This is a genomic window from Pseudoalteromonas ulvae UL12 (genome assembly GCF_014925405.1).
Taxonomy (GTDB): domain Bacteria; phylum Pseudomonadota; class Gammaproteobacteria; order Enterobacterales; family Alteromonadaceae; genus Pseudoalteromonas; species Pseudoalteromonas ulvae.
In genome coordinates, this window is the sequence record NZ_AQHJ01000023.1 from 324,694 (window position 1) to 350,247 (window position 25,554).

The 25,554-nt window shown below is 40.6% G+C and carries 18 protein-coding genes, 17 tRNA genes and 1 other RNA gene; 11 read left to right on the forward strand and 25 right to left on the reverse strand.

The genetic code is table 11. From position 1 onward, the window contains the following. Position 1: 1 nt before the first annotated feature. Positions 2-568, reverse strand: a complete 567-nt coding sequence (locus PULV_RS04925; protein ID WP_086742675.1) for a UPF0149 family protein — start codon at positions 566-568, stop codon at positions 2-4. A 184-nt stretch (positions 569-752) separates the two neighbouring features. Between PULV_RS04925 and ssrS the strand changes: the two genes are divergently transcribed. From ssrS to PULV_RS21900, 3 genes are all read left to right on the forward strand, one after another. Then, a non-coding RNA gene (ssrS, locus tag PULV_RS04930) (6S RNA) lies at positions 753-935 on the forward strand. Between the two features lie 709 nt (positions 936-1,644). Continuing rightward, positions 1,645-1,935 carry a hypothetical protein gene (locus PULV_RS04935; protein WP_193331080.1) on the forward strand — a complete coding sequence of 97 codons (291 nt, stop codon included), beginning with the start codon at positions 1,645-1,647 and terminating at the stop codon, positions 1,933-1,935. A gap of 181 nt (positions 1,936-2,116) precedes the next feature. After that, a complete protein-coding gene (locus PULV_RS21900) occupies positions 2,117-2,347 on the forward strand; it encodes a hypothetical protein (RefSeq protein WP_227009356.1) in 231 nt (76 codons plus the stop codon). Positions 2,348-2,717: 370 nt separating this feature from the next. Here PULV_RS21900 and PULV_RS04945 read toward each other — a convergent pair whose 3' ends face one another. From PULV_RS04945 to PULV_RS04955, 3 genes are read right to left on the reverse strand one after another with little or no spacing between them, the layout of a single operon-like run. Next, a complete protein-coding gene (locus tag PULV_RS04945; protein ID WP_193331081.1) occupies positions 2,718-5,846 on the reverse strand; it encodes an efflux RND transporter permease subunit in 3,129 nt (1,042 codons plus the stop codon). Between the two features lie 42 nt (positions 5,847-5,888). Beyond that, complete coding sequence (locus PULV_RS04950) at positions 5,889-7,178, reverse strand: efflux RND transporter periplasmic adaptor subunit (RefSeq protein ID WP_176365140.1); 1,290 nt, start codon at positions 7,176-7,178, stop codon at positions 5,889-5,891. Between the two features lie 9 nt (positions 7,179-7,187). Next, positions 7,188-8,582 (reverse strand): efflux transporter outer membrane subunit, encoded by a 1,395-nt coding sequence (locus tag PULV_RS04955; protein ID WP_193331082.1) that lies wholly within the window; start codon positions 8,580-8,582, stop codon positions 7,188-7,190. 217 nt (positions 8,583-8,799) lie between these two features. On the opposite strand from PULV_RS04955, the gene PULV_RS04960 reads away from it, so the two are divergent. Beyond that, entirely contained in the window at positions 8,800-9,126 is a 327-nt protein-coding gene (locus PULV_RS04960; protein WP_193331083.1) for a hypothetical protein, read from the forward strand. Positions 9,127-9,231: 105 nt separating this feature from the next. After that, the gene (locus tag PULV_RS04965; RefSeq protein ID WP_193331084.1) at positions 9,232-9,549 is read left to right on the forward strand and encodes a hypothetical protein; all 318 of its coding nucleotides are present in this window, start codon (positions 9,232-9,234) and stop codon (positions 9,547-9,549) included. Between the two features lie 97 nt (positions 9,550-9,646). Here PULV_RS04965 and PULV_RS04970 read toward each other — a convergent pair. The 17 genes from PULV_RS04970 to PULV_RS05050 all read right to left on the reverse strand — a co-directional run bounded on the left by PULV_RS04970 (position 9,647) and on the right by PULV_RS05050 (position 11,736). Next, positions 9,647-9,722, reverse strand: a tRNA-Phe gene (locus PULV_RS04970). Between the two features lie 72 nt (positions 9,723-9,794). Further along, positions 9,795-9,870 (reverse strand) — tRNA-Thr (locus tag PULV_RS04975). Positions 9,871-9,920: 50 nt separating this feature from the next. Then, positions 9,921-9,996 (reverse strand) — tRNA-Phe (locus PULV_RS04980). A gap of 34 nt (positions 9,997-10,030) precedes the next feature. Continuing rightward, positions 10,031-10,106, reverse strand: a tRNA-Thr gene (locus PULV_RS04985). A 50-nt stretch (positions 10,107-10,156) separates the two neighbouring features. Then, positions 10,157-10,232: transfer RNA gene (locus PULV_RS04990), tRNA-Phe, on the reverse strand. 34 nt (positions 10,233-10,266) lie between these two features. Next, positions 10,267-10,342 (reverse strand) — tRNA-Thr (locus PULV_RS04995). 44 nt (positions 10,343-10,386) lie between these two features. Next, a tRNA-Phe gene (locus tag PULV_RS05000) sits at positions 10,387-10,462 on the reverse strand. A gap of 34 nt (positions 10,463-10,496) precedes the next feature. Continuing rightward, positions 10,497-10,572, reverse strand: a tRNA-Thr gene (locus tag PULV_RS05005). Positions 10,573-10,616: 44 nt separating this feature from the next. Then, positions 10,617-10,692, reverse strand: a tRNA-Phe gene (locus PULV_RS05010). Positions 10,693-10,764: 72 nt separating this feature from the next. Beyond that, positions 10,765-10,840, reverse strand: a tRNA-Thr gene (locus PULV_RS05015). Positions 10,841-10,900: 60 nt separating this feature from the next. Further along, positions 10,901-10,976 (reverse strand) — tRNA-Phe (locus tag PULV_RS05020). Positions 10,977-11,048: 72 nt separating this feature from the next. Continuing rightward, positions 11,049-11,124: transfer RNA gene (locus PULV_RS05025), tRNA-Thr, on the reverse strand. A 60-nt stretch (positions 11,125-11,184) separates the two neighbouring features. Further along, positions 11,185-11,260, reverse strand: a tRNA-Phe gene (locus PULV_RS05030). A 34-nt stretch (positions 11,261-11,294) separates the two neighbouring features. Beyond that, positions 11,295-11,370, reverse strand: a tRNA-Thr gene (locus PULV_RS05035). A 60-nt stretch (positions 11,371-11,430) separates the two neighbouring features. Continuing rightward, positions 11,431-11,506: transfer RNA gene (locus tag PULV_RS05040), tRNA-Phe, on the reverse strand. 34 nt (positions 11,507-11,540) lie between these two features. Then, a tRNA-Thr gene (locus PULV_RS05045) sits at positions 11,541-11,616 on the reverse strand. A gap of 44 nt (positions 11,617-11,660) precedes the next feature. Further along, positions 11,661-11,736, reverse strand: a tRNA-Phe gene (locus tag PULV_RS05050). Between the two features lie 304 nt (positions 11,737-12,040). On the opposite strand from PULV_RS05050, the gene PULV_RS05055 reads away from it, so the two are divergent. Beyond that, positions 12,041-14,752 (forward strand): ATP-binding protein, encoded by a 2,712-nt coding sequence (locus PULV_RS05055; RefSeq protein WP_193331085.1) that lies wholly within the window; start codon positions 12,041-12,043, stop codon positions 14,750-14,752. A 25-nt stretch (positions 14,753-14,777) separates the two neighbouring features. Here the strand turns inward: PULV_RS05055 and PULV_RS05060 are convergent, their stop codons facing one another. Together PULV_RS05060 and mutY are read right to left on the reverse strand one after the other, a co-directional pair. After that, positions 14,778-15,044, reverse strand: a complete 267-nt coding sequence (locus PULV_RS05060; RefSeq protein ID WP_086742608.1) for an oxidative damage protection protein — start codon at positions 15,042-15,044, stop codon at positions 14,778-14,780. 28 nt (positions 15,045-15,072) lie between these two features. After that, entirely contained in the window at positions 15,073-16,143 is a 1,071-nt protein-coding gene (mutY, locus tag PULV_RS05065) for an A/G-specific adenine glycosylase (RefSeq protein ID WP_193331086.1), read from the reverse strand. A gap of 128 nt (positions 16,144-16,271) precedes the next feature. Here mutY and trmB point away from each other — a divergent pair, with 128 nt between their 5' ends. From trmB to arcA, 5 genes are all read left to right on the forward strand, one after another. After that, positions 16,272-16,997, forward strand: a complete 726-nt coding sequence (trmB, locus tag PULV_RS05070) for a tRNA (guanosine(46)-N7)-methyltransferase TrmB (RefSeq protein ID WP_086742606.1) — start codon at positions 16,272-16,274, stop codon at positions 16,995-16,997. A 73-nt stretch (positions 16,998-17,070) separates the two neighbouring features. Beyond that, entirely contained in the window at positions 17,071-18,102 is a 1,032-nt protein-coding gene (locus tag PULV_RS05075) for a methyltransferase (protein WP_193331259.1), read from the forward strand. 259 nt (positions 18,103-18,361) lie between these two features. Further along, on the forward strand, positions 18,362-19,927 hold the full coding sequence (locus tag PULV_RS05080) for a sensor histidine kinase (protein ID WP_227009357.1): 1,566 nt from the start codon (positions 18,362-18,364) through the stop codon (positions 19,925-19,927). A gap of 1 nt (position 19,928) precedes the next feature. After that, positions 19,929-20,444 (forward strand): YfiR family protein, encoded by a 516-nt coding sequence (locus PULV_RS05085; RefSeq protein ID WP_176365114.1) that lies wholly within the window; start codon positions 19,929-19,931, stop codon positions 20,442-20,444. Positions 20,445-20,550: 106 nt separating this feature from the next. Further along, on the forward strand, positions 20,551-21,267 hold the full coding sequence (gene arcA / locus PULV_RS05090; RefSeq protein ID WP_086742602.1) for a two-component system response regulator ArcA: 717 nt from the start codon (positions 20,551-20,553) through the stop codon (positions 21,265-21,267). Here the strand turns inward: arcA and arcB are convergent. Together arcB and PULV_RS05100 are read right to left on the reverse strand one after the other, a co-directional pair. Continuing rightward, positions 21,264-23,576, reverse strand: a complete 2,313-nt coding sequence (gene arcB, locus PULV_RS05095) for an aerobic respiration two-component sensor histidine kinase ArcB (RefSeq protein WP_086742601.1) — start codon at positions 23,574-23,576, stop codon at positions 21,264-21,266. The genes arcA and arcB overlap by 4 nt on opposite strands. 47 nt (positions 23,577-23,623) lie before the next feature. Then, complete coding sequence (locus PULV_RS05100; RefSeq protein WP_193331087.1) at positions 23,624-25,423, reverse strand: type 1 glutamine amidotransferase family protein; 1,800 nt, start codon at positions 25,421-25,423, stop codon at positions 23,624-23,626. Between the last annotated feature and the right edge of the window lie 131 nt (positions 25,424-25,554).

The following is a 25,554-nucleotide window of genomic DNA, read 5'->3' on the forward strand; positions in this document are numbered from 1 at the left end:
TTTAGTGGATTGTTTTATTTTCTGCCGCGGTGGTAACTTGTTTTTCGCCTAACTCTGCAAAACATAACAAGGTTGAAATCCGCACATATTCGACAATTTCGTATAGTGCTTGGACGTCTTCATCAGTTTCGTCAAAATGAGTATCTAGTTTACTGATTTCAGTAAAGTCTTGGATCACTTCTTTGACATCAGCAGATAAACGACCGTAGTCTTTTTGTTTTAAACCAAAGCCTAATAAAAACCCAGAGATCCATGCAATCACCGCATTAGCTTGATCGGATAAGGTTTCTTCTTCCTCTGGTAAATACAGTTCAAATTGCAGCTCTTTGTCGTTCAACTGGCTACTGACATGCGTGTACATGCTGCTGAGAAAGGTTTTTAACTCACCGCTGAATGACTGTCCTTCATTAAATACATCACTTAATAACGCTAAATATTCTTTACTCTCAATATCGAGGCCACAAGAAAGGAGACCGCTAATCACGCCATGCACTTCTGCTGGCATAACAAACACTTGATGTTTTTCGAGTAATAATTGTGCATCTTGGTAGCTGAGTTTTTCAATCATGGCAGGGTTCTTAACGTGTGTTTAGAGTTAACTATAAGATTAATGCTACCACTGGGCTAGCAGCAACTCCAATAAATTCACGATAACAGTTCGATTTTAAAGCACTTTGTTTATTTAAACTGCGCTTAAACGTCTAATTACAATAAAAAGGTAGAGCTTTAGCCAGAGTCTTATATACTTAACTTGTTCTCTGGAATGTTGGTGTGTGGGTTAAGTCCCTGAGCCGATAAATTTTTTGTTAGGGACGCAGTTTATTAGCTATTGTGCAAGCTCGGCATGTACCGAGAAGCCTGCGGTTAGTTGTTGTGTTCCGCCTTGAACCTTAGGGTTCAAGGGCTGACACTCGCTGCCGCATTCTGGAGTTCACCTAAAACCTCATTAATACCCTGCTTTAAAGACTTTTCAAAACCCAAGCTAAAACTAGACTAAGAATAAAAAGACGCCGCAAATCTGCCGCTAAAATCGCTGCAAAACCTCTCTGTTTTATACAAAAATAAACACTGAAATAACCAGTTCTATAAGGGAACGTTAAGTAATTTGTTTGGAGTTTAAGCAGGTCACATCAAGTGTCGCTTGCTGTATGAACGTGCAATAGCGCAGTATACATTTCAAACAAACGTTACCCTTGGGTTCATTTAAACCACAAAGGTCAACTGGCCTTAAAAAATAAAAAATATTTTCTTAACCTCTAGTGGTAGAGTTATTTAGTAAGCGCAAACATGTTTGAGAGGAAATATAAACTTTTCCCTATTGGTTGAGTGAAGTATCACAACCGATGACTATTTATACCTAAACTACCTGAATATGCGCGAGTTCAGCAAGAAGTAAAACGCATTTAGACAAGGCATTGATAAGGCATTGATTTTGATAATGGCTATTCCCTTATCAAAATCAATAACGCAGGATAAATGCGTTTTAACCTTACCCCCAGACGCGTCATAGGGGTACACTGCTGTGTTGTGACAATTTGAGAGGTGGCTACATTCCTGCATTGTCACACCTTGCACTGCCTCCCCCTGTAATTCGATGAAACAAGCATTTTCAGGTAGTTTGGGTATATCAAAAAGGATCTTTGTATGAATACGTTAAAATCTAAAAATCGTTTGAGTTTGGCTATTTTTTTTGGCGCAATTGCCATTGCACCCATTTTAGCTTTAATTGCAGCTGAGCTACTTTCAAAGACACTTAATTGTGTCGTTCGAGAAGCCGGCCCGACTAACTGCATAATGTTTGGTATTGATATAGGAAACATATTAGCAGTGCTTTATGTTGCAGGTTGGGCAATATTACTAACACTACCAACAGCAGGAGTCGCTTCAATTATTCTATATATAAAAGCAATAAATGCGCGCCTAAAAGAAAAGTGAACTGACTTTATAAAGACAGATACAAACAAAACGTTCTTAAAATTCTTTGAGTTCCTTTCAGCTTATCCTATTGGTACCCCAATTCATCAAATTATCCAAAGGGATGACTATAGCAGTATTTCTTTACAAGGCTGGCAAAATATATGCTCTTCTATGGGACGCCAAAAAAAGGCTATTTGTGATGTTACTAAAACTGGAATTAAAACCAAGTACTATAAAGTTGGTGGGCATGGCTTCTGCGCAGGACGATGTGGAGCTGGTTGTCCAATGTTTGGCGATGGACAATATTTTGAATCATGATGCCTGTGCGGATGTAGAAGGACAACAAATGGGTGTATGTAGTAATGAATGGACCGCTGCTGCTGATGACTTTTGGTTTTCGCCTGATTGCACCACACCACCTTCATCGTAACTTTTTACCAACCTAGGGCGTATTGACCTTTCGCGTATGCTTTTGCAACTGTTTGTATGGCAATCCTCCCAAAAAATAATACAAAGCGCAGCCGATGTAATGTAGCGATTCTACATTACATCGTTGATAACAAAGTAAGAATGCTAAGCAAACTACAACCCTTCTTGATGACGAACTTCAAAAACGTGACAAGCACAACAATTTATCGGAAAACCAATGGGGTCGCACCTTACTTTTTGCCTATACCCGTCGTCTTTTTAGATGCTCGGGTGCTTGCCGCCTACGTGCACCTTGAAATCCATTAGGTATAAGCAAAAAGAAAAGCTGCCAAGCTTGCACCTTCCATCTCCTACCTAAAAAGGACTTTTACCTAAACAGGTTTATCTGCATTTGAATAATCACTAGCTGTACTCTCGTTCGAAAAAAGCCCTTTCATTTTTTCCACCAGCATATAATTGACAGGCACTAACAACAGCGTAATAAAAGTGGCAAACAAAATACCAAATCCGAGCGACACCGCCATTGGAATCAAGAACTGCGCTTGCGTTGATTTTTCAAACAAGAGCGGCATTAAGCCTATAAATGTTGTTAAGCTGGTGAGCATTACAGGGCGAAAACGAGCCGCCCCAGCCGTTAACACGGCATCCATCAACTCTCGCCCTTCTAGGCGTTTTTTATTGATAAAGTCGACTAATACCAGTGAATCATTGACCACTACGCCAATCAGAGCCAGCATGCCAAGTAAACTCATAATGGTCAGTTCCATTGCCATAATCCAATGCCCAACCACAGCGCCAATCATACCAAATGGAATGATGCTCATAACGATCAATGGCTGCAAATACGATTTAAATGGAATGGCTAATAATGCATAAATAATAAAGAAAACAAATAATAACGCCCACGCCAGCGAACCAAACGACTCACGTTGCTCTTTTGCTTCCCCTTCTAATGAATGATTAATTCCAGGATATTGCGCGACCAATTCATCAAGATAAGTTTTAAGATCCGCCTGCAATACTGTCATGTTGGTATTGGTTTTTTCGATATCTGCGGTGACATTCACAGTACGATAGCGATCAATGCGATAAATTGATGACGGGCTTTGGCCAGCTAATAACGTAGCGACATGGGACAATGGCACCGCACCACCAGAAGGGACTTCAATTAAGATATTTTGCAAATCAGCAATTGAGCGTCGCTCTTCGATTGGCAAGCGTACCATCACCCTGACATCATCTCGTCCACGCTGAATGCGCTGAACCTGTGAACCAAAAAATGCATTACGTACTTGGCTGGCAATATTCACCCGCGTTAACCCAAGTGCTTGACCTTGTGGTGTCAGTTCTATTTGTAGCTCTTGCTTACCATTTGATAAGCTGTCTGCAATATCAAACACTGTCGGATAGGTGGCCAGTCGTAGTTTCACTTTATTGGCCACTTCTTTTAGCGTCTCCAATGACATCCCAGTTAGCTGCACATTAATAGGATCAGACGAGCGACCAATTTCAGCCCGAAAAGTCAGACTTTCGGCTCCAGGGATCACCCCAATTAATTGACGCCACTCACTGACTAACTCTCGAGAAGTGATCGAACTTGACCGCTGTTCAGGTGGAATAATTTCAAACCGCACACCGCCAGAATTTGAGGCGCCACCTCGGCCACCTGTCGTCGCCAGAATATTAATGATCACACTCTTACCACTGTCTGCATCGACATATTTATCTTGCAGCACTTTTGCTTTATCTGCCATTTTGAGCACAAATGTGTTGGTTACTTCAAAAGGCGTACCAGTTGGCAGCGTTAAATTAACGCGCACTGTTTCACTGGGAATACGCGGAAAGAAAATAAACTTAGTCCAGCCACTCATCACTAAGGCTAAAATAATCACAAAAACACCCACAAAGCTGCTCAAGGTGGCGAGCTTATGACGTAAGGCAAGATTTAAAATCGGCTGATAATAGCACAAAATAGCGTTTTCAAACCCATCCGCAAACCGCTGTTGTAAACGCTCAAATTTATTTGGCCCTGACTTTTCATGGCGCATTTTGAGGTATTTCAAATGTGCTGGCAGAACAAATTTAGACTCTATTAATGAAAACAATAACACCGGGATCACAATCACTGGGATTTGGGCAAATAATGCGCCTCGTGCACCTTCTATAAACGCTAAAGGTAAAAAAGCAGCCACAGTTGTTAAAATGCCAAACGTAACTGGCGTCGCAACTTCTTGTGTACCTCGGATAGCTGCTTGTTCACCACTTTCAGATGTTTTCAGATGGGTATAAATATTTTCTCCGGTCACAATGGCATCATCAACAACTATGCCGAGCACCAAAATAAAACCAAATAAGCTCATAATATTCAATGTGATACCAAATATAGGCATGGCAATAAATGCGCCCATAAATGAGATAGGAATACCAATAAAAACCCAAAAAGCGATGGCCGGACGCAAAAACAGCGTTAATAACGCCAGTACTAAGATCCCTCCTTGTAACGCGCTGCTTGTCAAAGTGGCAATTCGGTTTTTCACCACTTGCGAGTCATCATCCCAATAACTTAACTCGAATCCATAGGGCAAGTTTGCTTGCTGCTGTACAATGTAATCTTTAACTTCATCAGCCACTTCTATCGCACTTTGCTGGCCGATCCGATAGACATCAATGAATGCCGCTTGTTTACCGTTAAAACGAGTGCGCACAGGGGTTTCTTCGAATTCATCTTTAATATTGGCGATATCGCCCAAGCGGATAATCGAACCATCTGGGTTGGTTTTTATCGCTATTTTGGCAAACTCATCTTTGCGATACGCTTGTCCTTTTGAGCGGATCAATACATCACCACCTGATGTTTTCAGGTTTCCGGCTGATACATCGGTACTTGAATTACCAATCGCGCTGGCCACGTCTTTGAGGCTCAATTCATATTGACGCAAACTATCTTGCGATATCTCGATGGCGATTTCATAATCGCGCACCCCACTGAGGTCAACTTGGGTGACCGCTGGCAAACGTAATAACGCATCCCGTACAGTTTCTGCGTATTCTCGTGTTTCTTTTTCGCTATAAATACTTGCGACCGTGACAGCAATCACTTCGCGCTTGCGTTCAGCCAAAGCAACAATCGGCTTTTCAGCATCGGCAGGAAACGTGTTAATCGCATCCACTCGGCTTTTGATGTCTGCGAGCATTTCTCTTGGATCATAACCAGTATCAACTTCAATGGTAACTGATGCAGAACCTTCTGAAGAACGACTGGTGATTTGTTTTACCCCTTCAAGATCTTGCACGGCTTCTTCGATTCGGATCGCCACACCTTGCTCGGTATCTTCAGGGGTTGCTCCTCGTAAGGACACACTGACACTAATCCGATCGGTCTCAAAAGACGGAAACACTTCAAGTGGAATCTTGCTCGACAAGCTAAACAAACCCGCCAATAAAATACTGATCATTAATAGGTTTGCAGCAACGTGATTTTTGGTAAACCAAGCAATCATGACATGGCTCCTAACAGGCTAAATATTTGCTGGATATGCATCTTAATTCGCCTCTTTATTTGCGCGCGCTTGTTTGCGCTGTGCCATCAATTGTTCAACTGATATGCCAAGCGCTTTGGCTCGTTGCTCTAATTTAGCGCGACTCGCCTGTTTTTCATCAGCTTCACTGGCAGCTGTAGCTTCACCATTTATTTTTACTGGCGTCCCCGAACTCACTTGCCCAAGCGGCGTCAATACCAGTAATTCACCTGGTGCAAGCCCTGTTGCCACAATGGCATCATTGGCATTTTGCCAGCGTAAATTAATGTCTTTTCGTTTTAAAACCCCATCGATAACAGTGTAAACGTAGCTTCCCTGATAAATCGCACTATTTGGGATCACCATTACGTCATTTAGTGTCTTACCTTGAAGCTGTGCAGTCACATACTGGCCAATTTTTATTGGCGACACTTGATTTAACTTGGCTTGATAAGGGTTATCAATTTGAGCCACAACATACAATTGCTGAGAGGCGGTATCGATGGCGCTTTCGGTGCGTACCACACGCCCTTGCCAAGTTTGGTCTTGCACTAAATCTGAGCGAAACTGAACACTACTTCCTAATGGTGTATGCGCAACATCGCGAAATTGCTCTGGTAATGCAATTAGCTCTAAATCTTTATTTTTTATTGGCAAGCGAATTTCAACATAATCAACAGCATAGATAGTGGCTAACTGAGCGTTATTGCTGACAACTTGCCCCAAATCAACTTGTTTTTTCAGCACACGTCCCGCATAGGGTGCCACTATTTTTGTTCGCTCTAAGGTGAGTCGCGCTTTTTCGAGCTGCGCTTCTGCTGACAATACTTTCGCTTTGGCGGCTTCTAATTGAGGTTCGCGCAGCACTAATGCGTTAGCTTGTTGCCCATTACCTAATCGCTGCCAATCGGCAACCGCTTGTTTGACTCGAGCTTGCTCTTCAAGCAAACCTTGTTTAGCAGACAATAAGCTTGATTCGGCAATTTTCACTTCTGCTTTATGATCACGATCATCGAGCTGAATAAGTACATCGCCCACCTCAAAAAAACCACCATCACGAAATTGACTACTCACTTTAGTAATTTGACCACTGGCTTGCGCCACGAGCACACTTTGCGTACGCGGTTGCACCAAACCAAAGCTATCGAGTTGTACAGAGTAAGATTGCAGCGAAATAGGTAATACATCTACCGTCATTTGTGGAGCCGCTGAAGGTTTTCCACGAGCTGCGCTCGGTGGATTACTGGTAATAAGAGCAAATAGCCCGATGGTTACAAAGATAATGCCAATGGGCAGAAGTGTTTTTTTGTTCATTTTCACGATTTAATCCGCCTGTATTGCAGTGGTCGTTGAAGAAAAATCACCACCGAGTGCGAGGTGCAAGTTAATACGATTAGTGATGAGCTGTGTTTTTATTTGAATAACTGAACTTTGAGCGTCAAATGCACGCTTTTGCGATTCAAGCACTGTAGTATATTCGACTAATCCACTTTGATATTGCTCAAATGAAAGTGTTTCTGCTGCCAAGGCATTTTCTTGCGCTGCCAACATGGTCAAGTAGCGCTGTTGTAAGCTTTGCCCAGCGGTGAGTGCATTTTCAACGGAGCTGAATGCATCAAACAAAGTATTTAAGTAAGTTTGCTCTGATTGTTCGCGCTCTAAACGAACGCGCTCTTCATTTGCAGCCAATCGTCCACCATTAAAAAGAGGGGCTGAAATTCCGCCAATCAGTGACCAAGCCAATGAAGATGGCGATAATAATTGGTTGATTTCATTACTGCTGTTCCCAATCGAACCCGTTAAGTTAATACTTGGAAAACGCTGTTTATGGGCATAAGCCAATGCCGCATCTTTACTGAGTAGCTGATACCAACTGGCAATTAACGCAGGTTTACGCGTCATCAATTGTGATGGCAAACCTGTCGGAATTTCATTCAGCAGCAAGGGTAAATCCGCTTTAACGGCTAATTCCCCTTCAGGATACTGGCCAACTAAACGCTCAAGCACCCGCTTGGCTTGACTCAATTCAGCTTGTTGATTGGCCACTCTAGAACGTTCGTTGTTTACTTCGTTACGTGTCAAATAAACATCGAGGGCACTACTGAGACCTTGCTGATAACCTGATTCAATAATAGTGAGGTTTTGCTGTGCATTTTTCACCCATCCTTGATAAAGCTGCATCAATTTTTCTGCTTCAATTATTTTGAACCAGGCTGTAACCACGTCGGCCACTAGCGTATGTTTAGCTTGCTCAAAGTTGGCTTTTTGCGCTAAGTATTCAAGGTTTGCTTGGCGTTCGGAATCTGACAACTTGCCCCAAATATCAAGTTCATAACTGAGATTTAGGTTAAGGGAATGATTATTTGAATAATTGACTGGCTGATTCGCTTTATTGCGCGTACTGCGCATCGAAACATCTAAGCTTGGCCACAGTGCGGCACCGGAGGCAATAAGTAACTGCTCTTTGATTGCGACAGCATATGCTTGTGATTTCAGTTGATAGTTATTTTCGAGCGCCTGAGCCACTAACTCATGTATTTGTGGATCAACTAACTGCGCTAACCAATTACTGTCAATAGCTGATGAAATACTGGTTTGCTGCCAATTTGATGGTACGTTTAAATTTGCTTGATACGTATCATCAAATTTTTCAGTACTCATGCACCCAGAGAGTACGAGACCCATACCTATCACTATCGGTTTGATTTTTATGCCCATCTATATTCCCGTTAATGACATACTTAAAGACTTAAACAACAAAAGTTGTAACGCCAATAAGTGTAATCGCTCTAAATAAAAGCATTCAACGAACTTTACATACACTTACAATCAGGCTGTACGTTTTACTGAGGTAAATTGATTACCTATTGAGAAAAAGAATTATTATCCCAATATCAGATACAAGCTCGTACTCTAAAAATAGCAAGGATCAGTGATGTCATGGCTTAAATGGATTTATATTGTGCTGAGCGCAGCCATTTTAGTCATGGGTCAGACACATGCATCTCAGAGTCGAACTCTTCAATCGCAGCAACCCTCTTATCAGGCTTCGGCTCTATTTTATAAAATACGCCAGCAGTTTTATTTAACTTATCAGATAAAAAAACCTAACGATTTTTTTAAGCAAGCACACTTAAAGCATCCGCTCAGACTGCGCACTTTGATGCCTCGAATCGAACGCTTTTGGCCTGAACAAGCCAATTTTATCCGTTCTAAATGGCTAAGAAGCCTGCTGCGCGCAAAGGCAACTCAACAAAAATAACTACCATCAACGCTCTCATTTTGGGCAAGTCCCATTTTTTCGGCTCAAAACCTCAGTTTGTGCCGTTTTTACTGTTGATCCACTCTTATTTTTTACGGGTATGTTATGCACCTAAGTTATTTAATTTTTATTACTCTTTATCAAGTTATCTCTGATTACTGCAGCGGCTTTTCCGCTATCAATTTATCAGTGCTGATCGTTTATACTGCGCCTTTTGCATTCTTTTTGTTGTTTGCGCTGTGTATGGCGAGCCTCATCAAAGCTGCAAAAAAGCAAAAAGCACTCGCTTTTGCTTTAGGCTCGTTAATTCAAATGGTGGTTCCCGATCCTTACGCTGAGCGCACAATCAAAATTGTTGCAGAACAAAAACAACAAAAAACCAAGAAGGAAAAGCAATTCAAAGGGTTAAAAATCAGCAAGTGACAATGTGATGAAGAGGAAAAATCGCAAAGATTATATCTGAATGGTGATATTTTAAAGGCACAAAAAAAGCCAAACAAATGTTTGGCTTTTAAATGAATGGTGCCTCGACCCGGAATCGAACCAGGGACACGAGGATTTTCAATCCTCTGCTCTACCGACTGAGCTATCGAGGCACATTATCTGTGCAGCCTAAAGAGGCTTTATAAATCATTCGATTAACAGCATTAAACGATTTACTTTAAAAATGGTGCCGACTAACCGAGTCGAACGGTTGACCTACTGATTACAAGTCAGTTGCTCTACCAGCTGAGCTAAGTCGGCACACTAAATTTTGTTGTGTTATTTCAAACACGCTCATCTGAGCTAATAAATGGTGCCTCGACCCGGAATCGAACCAGGGACACGAGGATTTTCAATCCTCTGCTCTACCGACTGAGCTATCGAGGCACATTATCTGTGCAGCCTAAAGAGGCTTTATAAATGGTGCCGACTAACCGAGTCGAACGGTTGACCTACTGATTACAAGTCAGATGCTCTACCAGCTGAGCTAAGTCGGCACACTAAATTTTGTTGTGTTATTTCAAACACGCTCATCTGAGCTAATAAATGGTGCCTCGACCCGGAATCGAACCAGGGACACGAGGATTTTCAATCCTCTGCTCTACCGACTGAGCTATCGAGGCACATTATCTGTGCAGCCTAAATAGGCTTTAAAAATGGTGCCGACTAACCGAGTCGAACGGTTGACCTACTGATTACAAGTCAGTTGCTCTACCAGCTGAGCTAAGTCGGCACACTAAATTCTGTTGTTAAAAAAACCTCATCAAGTGAGGTTAATGGTGCCTCGACCCGGAATCGAACCAGGGACACGAGGATTTTCAATCCTCTGCTCTACCGACTGAGCTATCGAGGCACATTATCTGTGCAGCCTAAATAGGCTTTAAAAATGGTGCCGACTAACCGAGTCGAACGGTTGACCTACTGATTACAAGTCAGTTGCTCTACCAGCTGAGCTAAGTCGGCACACTAAATTCTGTTGTTAAAAAAACCTCATCAAGTGAGGTTAATGGTGCCTCGACCCGGAATCGAACCAGGGACACGAGGATTTTCAATCCTCTGCTCTACCGACTGAGCTATCGAGGCACATTATCTGTGCAGCCTAAAGAGGCTTTATAAATCATTCGATTAACAGCATTAAACGATTTACTTTAAAAATGGTGCCGACTAACCGAGTCGAACGGTTGACCTACTGATTACAAGTCAGTTGCTCTACCAGCTGAGCTAAGTCGGCACACTAAATTCTGTGTACTTATTTAAAAGTACTATACTACGCCTAAGCACCATAAAATAATGGTGCCTCGACCCGGAATCGAACCAGGGACACGAGGATTTTCAATCCTCTGCTCTACCGACTGAGCTATCGAGGCACATTATCTGTGCAGCCTAAAGAGGCTTTATAAATCATTCGATTAACAGCATTAAACGATTTACTTTAAAAATGGTGCCGACTAACCGAGTCGAACGGTTGACCTACTGATTACAAGTCAGTTGCTCTACCAGCTGAGCTAAGTCGGCACACTAAATTCTGTGTACTTATTTAAAAGTACTATACTACGCCTAAGCACCATAAAATAATGGTGCCTCGACCCGGAATCGAACCAGGGACACGAGGATTTTCAATCCTCTGCTCTACCGACTGAGCTATCGAGGCACATTATCTGTGCAGCCTAAAGAGGCTTTATAAATGGTGCCGACTAACCGAGTCGAACGGTTGACCTACTGATTACAAGTCAGTTGCTCTACCAGCTGAGCTAAGTCGGCACACTAAATTCTGTGTACTTATTTAAAAGTACTATACTACGCCTAAGCACCATAAAATAATGGTGCCTCGACCCGGAATCGAACCAGGGACACGAGGATTTTCAATCCTCTGCTCTACCGACTGAGCTATCGAGGCACATTATCTGTGCAGCCTAAAGAGGCTTTATAAATGGTGCCGACTAACCGAGTCGAACGGTTGACCTACTGATTACAAGTCAGTTGCTCTACCAGCTGAGCTAAGTCGGCACACTAAATTCTGTTGTTAAAAAAACCTCATCAAGTGAGGTTAATGGTGCCTCGACCCGGAATCGAACCAGGGACACGAGGATTTTCAATCCTCTGCTCTACCGACTGAGCTATCGAGGCGTGCGGCGTATTAGACGTTTTTTGCTTTTCTAAGTCAACACCTTTTTTGAAAGCTTGGTTTGTTTGCCGAATTTTCAAACAACCCATTACATTCACTTATTTAATGATTATTGAACCTGAGCAGCATCAACCTTACTGTTTCTAAAAGCGCAATAAAAAATAAAATTGTTGATTTTATTGCCATAATAGGAAAAGTTTCCTATAAAAATAGACACTTAGTATTAGACTATTGATATGTTTTAGTAATATATTAGCGCAACTTTACCAATATAATGCTTTCTTACGAGTTAGGAAAATTTACAAAATGAATAACAGTACTCTTTTTCCAATCAAAGGATTGCACAGTATTCTATTGTTAGCTCTGTTAGTCGTTATATTTAGCGCCGGCTATACTAGCTCATTATTACCAACATCCTCCCAGTCTATTGATGAAAATCAGCTGGTAGAGATCGCAAATAAAATAGACAGACCTCTCGCCGATTCAATCAATTTATTTGGTTTCAATACCGCCATTCAAATCTTGTTTTCTGCTAAGGCAATTAACCCAGAACTCGAATTACACTTATACAGAAAAACAAAATCTGGCGAACTTCAACTCGTCAGTCAAACGGTTAAGAAGGCTATGACGCCATCTTTCACTAACAAAGTCAGCGACAACAGCGACTTCCTTTCCATTGAGCATCTATTGGAAGTAAATGGTGCCGTGACAGGTGTTCTCATTATCGAACTAAGAAAGAGCGCAGTGAACTACGTGCCGTTTTTCGTATTTGTAGCAATCACAGCTGTCATTGCACTTTTAGCATGGTTTTATGTGCCTATTTTTGTTGGTAAACGAATTCAAGTTAACTCGCAAAAGTTAGCAGATGAGTTAATTCTGATTACAGAAAAAAAGGATTATCACTTAAGTGTATCGACTGATATTGGTTTAGGGTTGAAAAGCTTAGCTTCATTGATCAATAACTTACTGCTAAGCGTGAAAGAAAATGAAGATTTACACATTAAAGCAGAAGAACAATTACAAAACCTTCAGGCTAATTTAGAAAGGCAAGTGATTAATCGCACACAAGAGCTCGAAAAAGCAATTCTCTCTGCTGAACAAGCAAATGAAACCAAAACAACCTTTTTAGCGACTATGAGTCACGAAATCCGCACTCCAATGAATGGTATCATAGGGACAATTGATTTATTACGCCACACCGAGCTTAGCGGAGCACAGTTTCGTTTAAGTAGTATTATTCGTGATTCTGCATTTTCGTTATTAGGCATTTTAGATGACATTCTAGACTTTTCTAAAATTGAAGCGGGTAAATTACATATCGACTACGTTTCGTTTTCTGTGCCTCAGATCGTTGAAGAAGTGTCTCGTGTTATGTCCTCAATCGCGCATAAAAACAATTTAGAGCTCAATTTATTTATCGACCCTAATATTCCTCAAGGTTTACTCGGCGATCCGGTCCGAGTCAGGCAAGTACTTTACAACTTGTGTAGTAATGCGATTAAGTTTACTCGCTCTACTGAAGATCAGGTTGGTACAGTTTCTATTGAGGTGCTTTTAGCACAAAAAAATCATGACTTTAATACCGTTGATTTCAGAATATCTGACAATGGCCGTGGCATGAGCAAAGTTCAGCTGGCGAGGATTTTTCAGCCTTTTAGTCAAGCAGAAGACAGTATTACACGAGAGTTTGGTGGTACAGGTTTAGGTTTATCTATCTGTAAAAGCCTAACAGAACTCATGTATGGCCAAATAAAAGTAAGTAGTGAAATAGGCATTGGCAGTGAGTTTTGTATTAGCATTCCTTTTACCCTCGGTGACAATGCGACCATCGAGCATAAACAGCGCCTTAAAGGCAAGAAAATCGCTTTATACAGCCCTGAAAAAGCACAAAAAGACTATGTGAAGCGTTATTTAGACTTTTTAGGGGCTCAAGTATTTGAGTACCAGCAAATTGATGCTGAGCAAAAGTGGCAAAACACGGAAGGTTTAGTCTGGTTAATCAATGGCATGTACGATATGGAGGAAGTTAACAAGCAATTGCGCCGTTTAAGTTACTTGCTTGAAGAAAATCAACAACAAGTAATTGTTTTAAGTAAGCTCAGTGAAGCGAAATTAACCTGTAAAAATGTCTTTTATTTAAATGCATTACCCTTATGCAAAAGCAGTTTGTTTAATTCATTATTTATTGCATTTGGCTTACATCAACCTAAAACAATTCAATCGAAAAAGTCATTTAACCAATATCAATCCGTCGAAAGCGCGCGATTAAGTAACCAGCTCATTTTACTCGTTGAAGACAACCTAATGAATCAGCAAGTGATCACCGATCAGCTTCACTTACTTGGTTATGGGGTTGAAGTCGCCAACGATGGTGAACAAGGCTTACAAATGTGGCGTGAGGGCAGTTATTCTTTAATATTAACTGATTTACATATGCCTAAAATGTCAGGCTACGATCTCACAAAAGCAATTCGTGACGAAGGCCCTGACCGCACTGATTTAGAGTCTGAAAGCATCATAATCGCCATTACTGCAAATGCCTTAAAAGGTGAACGCGAAAAGTGCTTATCTCATGGCATGAATGATTACATTACCAAACCAGTTGAGCTAAATGTCCTTGAAAAAGTGATTTCTCACTGGTTACCAATTGAATCGGAGAAGGTCGTCCAACCTATCGATTTAGAGCGACTCACCAGCTACATTGGTGAAGACAGTTCACAGCACACGCACTTTTTGAATATGTTCATTGAGCATGGCAACACTATGGTTCAACAGCTCAAATCAGCGGTCATAAATGACGAATTTGAAGAATTAGAGAGTGCCGCTCATCAACTAAAATCAACCGCACAAACAATCGGGGCATTTAAACTAGCGAATTCTGCGCAAAACCTAGAGTCAGAGTGCACCAAGCAAAACAAAGATCATCAAGTGGTTGAACACTTAAGAGATGATATTGAGCAACATTTTTTTGAAGCAAAACAGTACATAGTGCAGCTTATCGAACAAAATAAAGTATAAAAAAAGGAGACCTCAGTCTCCTTTTTTATACTGGCTTATAGCCTTCTATTTCAACTTCTTTGCCTTCAAACAAGAAGCCAATCATCTGCTCTTCTAAAAAGCTTCTATGCTCTAAATCCATCATGTTTAGATGTTTTTCGTTGATCAGCATGGTTTGTTTGTGTTGCCATTGAGCCCACGCTTCTTTAGAGATGTTATTAAAGATTTTTTCACCAACTTCACCTGGGTAGAGTTGAAATGCTAAACCTTCAGCTTCTTTTTGTAGCTTTTGACAAAATACTGTACGTGCCATTGTGATACCTCACTAGTCAGATAGGGTTTTATTCTATAGCTGATTTCAATTTTTTAAAATCTTTAATCAATTTCTTTGTCGGAGTTGCCAGCCCGACTTTTGGTGGTGACTGCAGATCATACCAAATTTCATTACTGTCGTTTATTTGTTGAAATGGGGATGACAAATTAACGACGACCGGCGTAATAGCCAACTTAAAGTGACTGAATACATGGGTGAATGAATCAGCATACATGGGAGACTCTGTTATGCCTTTTTGTGTTAAATAGGCAAGAAGTTGCTCGTTTGTCTCAAACTCAAAAAAGCAGTGTAACCCCCCCCAAATTCCCGCATTAGGCCTGCGTTCAAGCAGCAATTTCTTTTCATGATGAATAATTAGCATCACACAAGACTTTTCTGGCACAGTCTTTTTTGGCTTAGAATGAGGAAATACATTGACCACATTGTGCTTTAAAGCATCACAACGTGCGTTTAGTGGGCATGGATCACAATCATACTTAGAGCGGGAACATAAACTCGACCCCAAATCCATCATGGCTTGATTAAACTGAATCACGTTATTTTTTGGCGTGATTTGCTCCGATAATTGCCACAATTGGTTTTCTACTTGTTTATTGCCATACCAGCCTTCAACAGTAAAAAAACGCGCTAATACCCGCTTTACGTTACCGTCTAAAATCGGGTGATGTTGCCCTAAGGACAACGACAAAATAGCACCGGCTGTTGAGCGGCCAATCCCTGGAAGCGCAATCACTTCATCAATATCTGTTGGAAACACACCTTGATATTGCTCAGTAATGATTTTTGCTGTTTTATGTAAATTACGTGCTCTTGCATAATAACCAAGGCCAGTCCAATGATGAAGGACTTCATCTTCAGAGGCATTGGCAAGCTCTTCTATAGTATCAAAGCGGTGCATAAACCGTTCAAAATACGGAATAACTGTCGCCACTTGAGTTTGCTGAAGCATGATCTCCGAAACCCATACTTTATATGGCGTTTTGGCTAATTGCCAAGGGAGGGTTTTGCGCCCGTAGAGCTCATACCAATCGACAACTTGTTCGGCAAACCAAGTCGCTAAGTCTCTATTGATTTCCATGTAACCCACTTCTATGGAACTAAAATGCTGTCAGTCTATTGCTACAAACAAAAAGGTCAAGGGATTTACTTGTGATCGAGTAGACTTAAAGGGATAATATGCGACCCAATTTTTCAGGTAATTGAAATATGAGTGAACAGCTTAAAAACTCGCTTGAACAAGCAGAGCAAGACGGAAAGTTTATCCGTACCATCCGTAGTTTTGTTAAGCGTGAAGGTCGTTTAACGAAAGGCCAAGCCAGCGCCATTGATCAAAACTGGGCAACTATGGGCTTAGAACATAAAAATGGTTTACTTGATTTAAGCCAAGTCTTTGGTAACGATAATGATGTTATCTTAGAGATTGGCTTTGGCATGGGTAAATCTTTGGTTGAAATGGCTGCCAAATCTCCTGATAAAAACTTTATCGGTATTGAAGTGCATCGCCCTGGTGTAGGTGCATGTTTAGCTGATGCAGCTGAGGCTGGTGTTACAAACTTGCGCGTTTTTGAACATGATGCTATTGAAGTATTAGCAGATTGTATCGCTGATGAAGCATTAGCAGGTTTACAGCTGTTTTTCCCAGATCCTTGGCACAAAAAACGCCATCACAAACGCCGAATTGTACAAACCGCATTCGCTGAAAGTTTACGTAAAAAATTAAAGATTGGTGGTGTTTTCCACATGGCTACCGATTGGGAAAACTATGCAGAGCATATGCTTGAAGTGATGCAAGTTGCTCCAGGTTATAAAAACTTATCTCAAAGCAATGACTATATGCCTCGCCCTGATTTTCGTCCTTTGACTAAATTTGAGCAACGTGGCCACCGATTAGGCCATGGAGTATGGGATTTAATGTTTGAACGTAACGCCTAAGTAAGTCGTTAGTTTAAGTACCGATTGAGCCAATGAATTCATTGGCTTTTTTTCTATTTTTGAAAAGAGTGATATAACAATGTTAAGCAACCCAAGCCAAGTCCTATTACGCAATGAACATGCATTAACAGCTTCATCTATTTTAGTAATTAACTTTGAGCAAGATGGTTTTCTGACAGCGTTAAAATCTCTTCTACCCAACGCAAAAATCACTGCATTTACCAGTAATGTTGCCAATGCTGATTGGGCTAAAAGTCAATCAGGTGTCGAGGTGACGTTAGCTGCGCAATTACCAGAGCAAAACGTAGAACTGGTTGTTTTTTATTACCCGAAAGCCAAACCCGAAGCGCTGATGTTAATGGATAACATTCGCGCTATTTCTGATAGCAATACACGTTTACTGATCGTTGGTGATAATAAAGGTGGTGTTAAATCTTCAGAGAAGCAACTCAAGGAGCATGCAAAGTTTGGCCGTAAACTCGATTCAGCACGTCACTGTGCTCTATATCAATTTAGCCAATTAACGCCGAATCCAACTTTTAAGCTAAGTGATTACTTTAAGCAATTCACTGTAAACATTAAAGATACAAGTATCGATGTTATTAGTATGCCAGGCGTGTTCAATCACGGTGCATTAGATAATGGGACTGAGTTATTACTGAATAATATGACCCCTCCTTCATCTGGAACTGTGTTGGATTTTGGCTGTGGAGCGGGTGTAATTTCGGCCTATTTAGGCAAAATGAACCCTGACTTGTCTTTTTTATGTTTAGATGTCAGTGCCTTCGCAGCAAAAGCGACAGAGCTGACACTGCAAGCAAACCACATCAATGGCAAAGTTCTACTGAGCAATGGTTTACAAAAAATGACTGACAGTGTCGACCACATCGTCACAAATCCGCCTTTTCACACTGGGCTCAATACCGATTACGACATCACAGAAACATTTATAAAAGAAGCAAAAAAAGTACTTAAGCCAAAAGGAACAGTAACCATTGTTGCCAATAGTTTCTTAAAATACCCCCCTTTGCTCGAGCAAGCATTCGGCCAGTATCAACAAGTCTGTAAAAACACAAAATTCACGGTTTATCGTGTTGAGAGTTAATTAATACAGGTACTCCGCCTTGTTTGAGATGAAAAGTATTTACGACTGAGTGTAAAACTTGTAAAAACAGCCGCCAACATCTAGATTTTGAAGATAAAATAAAAAATCTTGTGATGAACAATGCACTTTTAATTCATTGCTTAACGCACAGATTAGATTTAACATTAAATGTGTTAGCTAAACTATAGGCGATGTTGATAAGTTTATGTCGGGAATCAGTCACACCATAAGCATACAAAAAGCTTTAATCAGAACCGTCATGCTGATAACGACACTTTGTCTCGTATTGTCCATTTCTGTTTCGACTTACCTTGATATTGAAAAACAACGCAGCTTTGCACTCGAAAAGTTAGCAACCTACGCCGATATAATCGCGTTTAATGCGCAAGTCTCACTGTTATTTGATGATAAAGAAACAGAAAAAAAGCGCTTAGAAGGATTTCGCGCCGCCACTGTAATTGAAAACATTCACATCTATAAAATTGATGAATTTACTGATGAAGTAACCTTTTTTGCCAGCTTTAATGCGACCAACATCCCCCCTATTCCGACACGTATCGGAAAACTCGCCAACGCAACAAAACCTGTATTTATTGAGCATCATATAGATATCGTCCGACCGATTGCGTTTGAAGGAATTACACAAGGTTATGTGTATATTCGCGGCGGCTTAAGTGCTCTCGACTCGTATATCAACGAAAAACTGATCATTAATGTGATTGTTGCACTCTCCGTTTTATTGTTGGTCTTTTTAATTACAATTCGAATTCAACGACGTTTTACCTTGCCCATCGAAGCATTAACTAAACTCGTTCAAGAAGTATCTAAAAATAAAAACTACGATGTGCATGCGCCTCATGCAGAAATCTCAGAGTTAAACCAATTAGGGTCGAATTTAAATATTCTCTTTTCTCGAACAAAAGCCCAGCTTGAACGCCAGAAAAAAGACGAATTAGAAATTCGCCAACTCAATCAAAACCTTGAAGAAAAAGTTAATCATCGAACTACAGCGCTCAAAGAAGCTAATCAAGAGTTACTCAATACACTTGAAAGAATGCATCAGTACCAAAACAAAATTGTCGAAAATGAAAAAATGGCCTCATTAGGCCAAATGGTTGCAGGTGTCGCTCATGAGGTTAATACACCCATTGGACTTGGTGTAACAGGCTCTACATTACTTAAAGATAAACTAACTGAGATTCAAGCAGCCTTTAATAGTAAAACCCTCACAGCCTCTCAGATGGAAAAATTCATCAACGATGGTATTGAGAACTTAGATTTAATCTACCGAAATCTGAATCGCGCCGCAGATTTAGTCTCAAGCTTCAAACAAGTTGCCGTAAATCAAGACACCGAACTCACATCTTCAGTCAATGTGGCCGAACTGGTTAATAATGTTTTATTGACAATGAAAACAGAGTTAAGTGTTTGTGCGCATCAAGTGCATGTTGATTGCCCTGACAACTTGTCAATTCAGTCAAAGTCGGGCCCGCTGCAACAAATCTTTCAGAATCTAATTAGTAATTCGTTGATTCATGGTCTGAGCGTAGAAACGCCAGGTAACATTAATATTGTTTTCAAATCAGAAAATAACACCATCAGAATTGATTACCTTGATGATGGTAAAGGCATGCCTAACCATATCAGGAAACGTATATTTGATCCTTTTGTCACCACGCGGCGCGGTGAAGGTGGCAGTGGCTTAGGTATGCATCTGGTCTATAACTTGATCACTCAGGCGCTCAACGGCTCAATCATCTTGCTTGATGATTGCGATAAAGGCGTCCATTTTGTGATTGAGTTGCCGTTAAATGAGGGGCTATAAAATGAAATTAGCCCTTTTTGCGTTCCTCATTCTAGCCAGTTTCAACTGTACAGCAAAAACAATTGAGCAAGTGCGCTCAGCGTTTATTTTTCAAATGTCTAAATTTATTGAGTTTTCTAAACCTATCGGTGATGGTGTCTCATTCTGTTTTTTTGATAAAGATAATGGCCCAGCTCAACTTCTTTCGAATCATTCAAACCTAATTAGCCAAGGCAAACCTATCATTGTTCATTTATTAGAAAAAATCAGTGCAACCGCTGAACTAAATCAGCAATGTAACATCATATACTTGGATGAATTGAGTTATTCTAAGGTCGACGCTGATTGGTTGACTAAGATCGATTCAAACATTGTAATTATTGGTGAAGATATTCGCTTTATTGAACAAGGTGGGTTGGCTGCGCTGATTAAAGAAGGCAATAAGATAAAACTCTATATTAATAAAGAAAAGCTCAACAATAGCGATTTGAAAATTGGTTCTCGATTACTGGCACTCGCTAAGTTTTATCCTGAGTAATTTTACTTGTTAACATATAGAATAGCCCCTATAATCATGCAATCTACGTTCAATTAACATCTTTTGAATTAATTGTAAATAAAACTTTTCCAAAAGGTTATTAAAAATGCAAACGCCTGTCATTCTTATCGTTGAAGATGAAGACGTAACTAGATTAAACCTAGTCAGTTTATTCGAAGCTGAAGGATATAAAGTTATAGAAGCCATTGATGGCGAAGATATGCACGAAAAAATTTCAGCAAACGATGATATCAATCTTGTTGTTATGGACATCAACTTACCAGGAAAAAATGGATTAATATTAGCTCGTGAATTACGCCAAAAGCGTAACATCGGCTTAATCTTCTTAACTGGTCGTGACAACGATGTCGATCGTATTTTAGGGCTTGAAATCGGTGCTGATGATTACATCACTAAGCCATTCAATCCACGCGAGTTAACTATCCGTGCACGTAATTTATTAACACGTACAGCGAGCTCTGCCGATGAAGGTGAACTAGGTTCAGATGGTGTATTGACCTTTAATGGTTGGGAACTCGATGAAAATAGCCGCTGTTTAACATCTCCAAACGGTGAAGCAAAGCGCTTACCTAAAGGTGAGTACCGCGCCTTACGTTTAATGCTTGACTCTCCAGGGCGTATTTTTAGCCGTGAGCAGTTAATTAAACATATGACCGGACGTGAGCTTCGTGCGAATGACCGCACTGTGGATGTAACGATTCGTCGTATTCGTAAACACTTTGAAAGTGATGAGAGCACCGCTGAATTAATCAGTACAATTCACGGTGAAGGTTACCGCTTCATTGGTAAGCTAGATAGCTAGTTCGTTAGTTTATCTAAGTATTCTTGAAGGGCGTCTAGCCCTTCTTTTATTTGTGCTGGTAAACTTTCTATCCAACACTTTAATTGCTCATCTGAGCTAGTTAGAGCGTGATTTTCCATCTCTTTCGCACTGGCTTGCACTTTTAACAACCCCACAGAGCCTGCCGCACCTTTTAACTTATGTGCAACAGACTTATACTCTTCATAATCTTGCTCTGAAAGCGCAGTCTCAAGCTCATTCAAATACTGAGGCCAAAGCTTATTAAACAACTGGCTACTCTTTGCAAACACTCCGACTCCCATCGAATTCACAAAGTCATTAATTGTTTCAAGTACTAACAGATCACTGCTTAATTCAAGTTGCAAAATAGGAGGGCGTTCTGCTTGTTCCTCTGGAGTGGAGTGAGAAAAAAGCTCTGCAAACATGCGATCGAGCTTAATCGTGCTAATGGGTTTTGCCAGCGCTCCCTGAATACGAATACCCGCCAAGTCTTCTTCGGCTCTGCGCACATTCGCAGTCAGTGCAACAATAGGTAAGTGGTCAAAATTAGGATCTTGACGAATAATACTGGCCACTTCATCTCCATTGATATCTGGTAATTGCATGTCTAACAGAATTAAATCGAGATCATCTTCTGTTTCGACAAATGCTAACGCATCTTCCCCTGTTTCAGCCCAAAGCACCTCATGGCCGCGTTGTTCCAATAAGTTAGTCGCGATTTCTGCATTTAAAGGCACATCTTCAACTAATAAAATATTGAGTCCTCGGCCGCTATATACTTCCTCTCTTGGTGCATTTGATAATTTAAGTGGAATTTCAATTTTAAAGCAGCTACCAATCCCAACCTCACTCTTAACCGTAAGCTGCCCATCCATCGCCTCTATCAGCGCTTTAGTAACGGCAAGACCAATTCCAGAACCAAGCGCGTTACTGCCATTAATATCAGGCACCTTATAGTACATATCAAAAATACGATGGATTTGGTCTTGCGCAATACCAATACCGGTATCAACCACCTCTATCATCAACCATGATTGGGTTTTACGGTATTCGCGTACTGAGCGAAGTTTAACTGAACCCCGGGGAGTAAACTTCACGGCATTATTAATGAGGTTCCACAATACTTGACGAAGGCGGGTAGGATCTAATTGTGCATAAATGTCGAGCACACCATGCTGTTCAACATTAAAGAGCAGGTCTTTTTGCTGTGCGATTAAACCACCAAAATTAATCACATCATTCAAGAAATCCGAAACATTGACACTTTCACAAGCGATATCGAGCTGGTCCCGATCAACTTTATCTAAATCTATAATATCATTGAAAATATTCCCAAGCGTTTCAGCACTCGAAAACACAGTATTACACCAGCTGCGTTGATTGGCTGACAACTCAGTCTCAAGCAACATCCGCGTTAAACCAACAATACCATTTAAAGGGGTTCTTAATTCATGGCTCAGAGTCGCAATAAACTTCCCTTTATCTTTATAAGCTTGTTCTAAAGCTTGTTCTGCTTCTTTTCGTGAAGTGATATCACGACCAAATCCTAATAAGCCGATATATTCATGCTTGGCATTAAAAAACGGTACTTTGCGCATTTCAAACCATCGGGTTTCATTATTCACTTTGTATTCAACATCTAAAGTTAGTGACGCTTGTTGTTGCTCAACTTCTTTGTCAGTTTTTAATACCGATGGTAATAGGGCTGGGGAGTAAATTTCTTCTGCTTTTTTACCAATTAGGTCTGAGGTCGCAATCCCCATTACCTCTTCAAATTTTCGGTTACAACCAGCGAAGTTACCTTGCTCATCGCGGTAATAAAACAAATCTGGCGATGAGTCGACAATCGAGCGCAATAATACCCCTTGCTCGGCTAATTCAAGCTGAGTTTTCTTGCGTTCGGCAATTTCTTTTCTTAACTCATCAATGGCGCGTCGTTTGGCATGAAAGGCCATTTTACGCTCTTCAATTTCATTGTTCAGTCTTTGGATGTTGTCACTAAGATTTTGATTTAGGTGCTTTTCTTGTTGAGTCGCGTTTTCTAAGTAGGCAAAGGAGGCATGGAGCTGTTGGATTAAATCAATCACGACATAAACAAATATCGGTGCAGAGAGTGCTGAAAATACCATGATCCCAATCACGTCAGCCCACTTCACCATTCCTTCGACCACATAATAATATGTACAAGAAACAACTAAAGCACACACCAAACAAAACAGATACAGCAGCACGCCGGAGCGGCCTACCCCCTGTTTTGCGACAAAAGATGAGATAAGACGAGCCCAAGGGCTAAGGGATGATTCAATCATAACTTAGTATTAACTCTTGTATCTGCCCGTCGAAAAATAATCGCAGGTTAGTTGATTAAAATTTGATTTGTTACACCACTAAACGAACAACGAGACTCTTTATCACCATCAAGTAATATCACCCCTTGTCTTGCTGCACTACTCGCGCTTTTAACTAATTGTAGCGTATAGTTTATTTCTTGCAGCTGACCTATCGCGATTGCAGAACTTGCACCTGTATTACATAACATTTGGCTAAATTTGAAATAATTGTAACGACCAAAAGGCTGCGAAGATGTCACCGTCGGGTTCGTGCTATTCAAACGTGTCGCTATTTTCCAAGGTGCAAAATCAGGGGCAACGCTGGCATTTCGATAAACCACTTTATCTTGATGAGTAAAGTAATGACTAATGTATTCACCTGTTGCCATGTTTGAGGATAACTTCCCATCTTGAATGTCAAAAATCCAAAAGCCACCACTGCCAATAACATCAAATGTTACGCTGTCGCCTTTGTCACTTTCTTCAATACTGATTGCCAAAGCCGTTTTTCTATCTAAGCCAAAACTCATTTGTGTTTGAGTGTCATAAGCAACTTTTAATAAACGGGTTTGTCTGGCTAATGAAGACAGCTGAGTATCAATTAAGCCATACGGGAACAAACCTAAAACCCCTTCTGACAAGTAATTGAGTTCGCGCTCTGCTTCAGTAGAAATACAGTCAACCCCTAAGTTACAAACTTCATTTGCGCTTAAGTAAACATTACTTGGCTCAATCATGACTTGAGCCCCTTCCCCAGATAAAATAGTATTTCGAGAAGCTAAGCTATTAATGCTTTGACCTTCGACCGCAATAATTAATTGTTTATTGCCTAGCATTTCCTTTATTTTCAACAGCTCAGGACTTGCTTCTCCAGTTGGTTTATTAAGAGCATGAGAAGCCAATAAATTACTACCATCGGCAATATAAATAGCATCTGCACGTTTGATGCTATCTAAAATACTCTCATCTTTACGACAAGCGGCTTCTTGTAACTTAAATAAATCAGGGTAAAGAATATTGCGACGGAAACTGCCTAACTTTTGAATTTGAAATTGAGCGAGCTTACTACAGGCTTCTGCATCATATTCTTTTACTGACAAAGCAGTTTGCATTGCGCCATCTAACGGCAGCCAGATCACTTCAAAGCCAAGTTGCTCAAATAACCCAGTGTAATAATCAACTTTTTGATATGGGTCTCGACTCACACCTGTTAATAACGCCACTCGTGGTTTACGTTTTTTGCCTGCAACCTGATCCGCTCGCTCGTAAAAAGCTTGATAAGCTAATAAAGCTGATTCATTGTTGGTTGCCATTAAATCAACTTGAGTCTTTAAACGCTTGCCTGCTCGGGTGGCTTGTTTTTGCTCAAGCAAGTCGAATAAGTTATTGCGCTCAAACTCGAATAAACCAGACCAAACATCGCGGCCTTTTATTGTTTTATCTTGATGAGTAAATGTACTGCGACGGATTAAACGTACAAATTCACGTTCTGACAGTTGCGAGGCTTCAATTTGAGGCTTTAACGATTGCAGCATTGCAATCACTTGGGCGCGAAGCTCTGGTTGTTCTGTCCAATTAAAATCAGACAAACGAGTAATAGCTTCATCGGTCACTTGAAAAATTGGCCCTAATTTCGCACTTTCATCAAATCCAGTTTGCTTTTTGGCTGGCGAGCAATATCTATCCATATCACTTGAACAAACTTCAAGTTCTTGACCGAACAAAAATACATTAGCCTGCTCTTGGGCGATACTCTGACCTGCATTTAAAAGCGCAGCCATACCTAATAGTAAGCTAGCAAGCGATTTAGTGTGACGAATATTCATTGAAAGATACCATTTTATTATTATTTTTTAGTAACTAAGCACGCAAAGTGCACCAAAAAACAAAGCGCATAATCTCTGCATTCTACCAATAAGTAACTGTACTTAAAAGAATATATAAGCAAACAAATGAT

Bases quoted from the DNA above. Each gene is read 5' to 3' on its own strand.
- PULV_RS04925 (WP_086742675.1), bottom strand. From the start codon at position 568: ATGATTGAAAAACTCAGCTACCAAGATGCACAATTATTACTCGAAAAA.
- PULV_RS04935 (WP_193331080.1), top strand. From the start codon at position 1,645: ATGAATACGTTAAAATCTAAAAATCGTTTGAGTTTGGCTATTTTTTTT.
- PULV_RS21900 (WP_227009356.1), top strand. From the start codon at position 2,117: ATGTTACTAAAACTGGAATTAAAACCAAGTACTATAAAGTTGGTGGGC.
- PULV_RS04945 (WP_193331081.1), bottom strand. From the start codon at position 5,846: ATGATTGCTTGGTTTACCAAAAATCACGTTGCTGCAAACCTATTAATG.
- PULV_RS04950 (WP_176365140.1), bottom strand. From the start codon at position 7,178: ATGAACAAAAAAACACTTCTGCCCATTGGCATTATCTTTGTAACCATC.
- PULV_RS04955 (WP_193331082.1), bottom strand. From the start codon at position 8,582: ATGGGCATAAAAATCAAACCGATAGTGATAGGTATGGGTCTCGTACTC.
- PULV_RS04960 (WP_193331083.1), top strand. From the start codon at position 8,800: ATGTCATGGCTTAAATGGATTTATATTGTGCTGAGCGCAGCCATTTTA.
- PULV_RS04965 (WP_193331084.1), top strand. From the start codon at position 9,232: ATGCACCTAAGTTATTTAATTTTTATTACTCTTTATCAAGTTATCTCT.
- PULV_RS05055 (WP_193331085.1), top strand. From the start codon at position 12,041: ATGAATAACAGTACTCTTTTTCCAATCAAAGGATTGCACAGTATTCTA.
- PULV_RS05060 (WP_086742608.1), bottom strand. From the start codon at position 15,044: ATGGCACGTACAGTATTTTGTCAAAAGCTACAAAAAGAAGCTGAAGGT.
- mutY (WP_193331086.1), bottom strand. From the start codon at position 16,143: ATGGAAATCAATAGAGACTTAGCGACTTGGTTTGCCGAACAAGTTGTC.
- trmB (WP_086742606.1), top strand. From the start codon at position 16,272: ATGAGTGAACAGCTTAAAAACTCGCTTGAACAAGCAGAGCAAGACGGA.
- PULV_RS05080 (WP_227009357.1), top strand. From the start codon at position 18,362: ATGCTGATAACGACACTTTGTCTCGTATTGTCCATTTCTGTTTCGACT.
- PULV_RS05085 (WP_176365114.1), top strand. From the start codon at position 19,929: ATGAAATTAGCCCTTTTTGCGTTCCTCATTCTAGCCAGTTTCAACTGT.
- arcA (WP_086742602.1), top strand. From the start codon at position 20,551: ATGCAAACGCCTGTCATTCTTATCGTTGAAGATGAAGACGTAACTAGA.
- arcB (WP_086742601.1), bottom strand. From the start codon at position 23,576: ATGATTGAATCATCCCTTAGCCCTTGGGCTCGTCTTATCTCATCTTTT.
- PULV_RS05100 (WP_193331087.1), bottom strand. From the start codon at position 25,423: ATGAATATTCGTCACACTAAATCGCTTGCTAGCTTACTATTAGGTATG.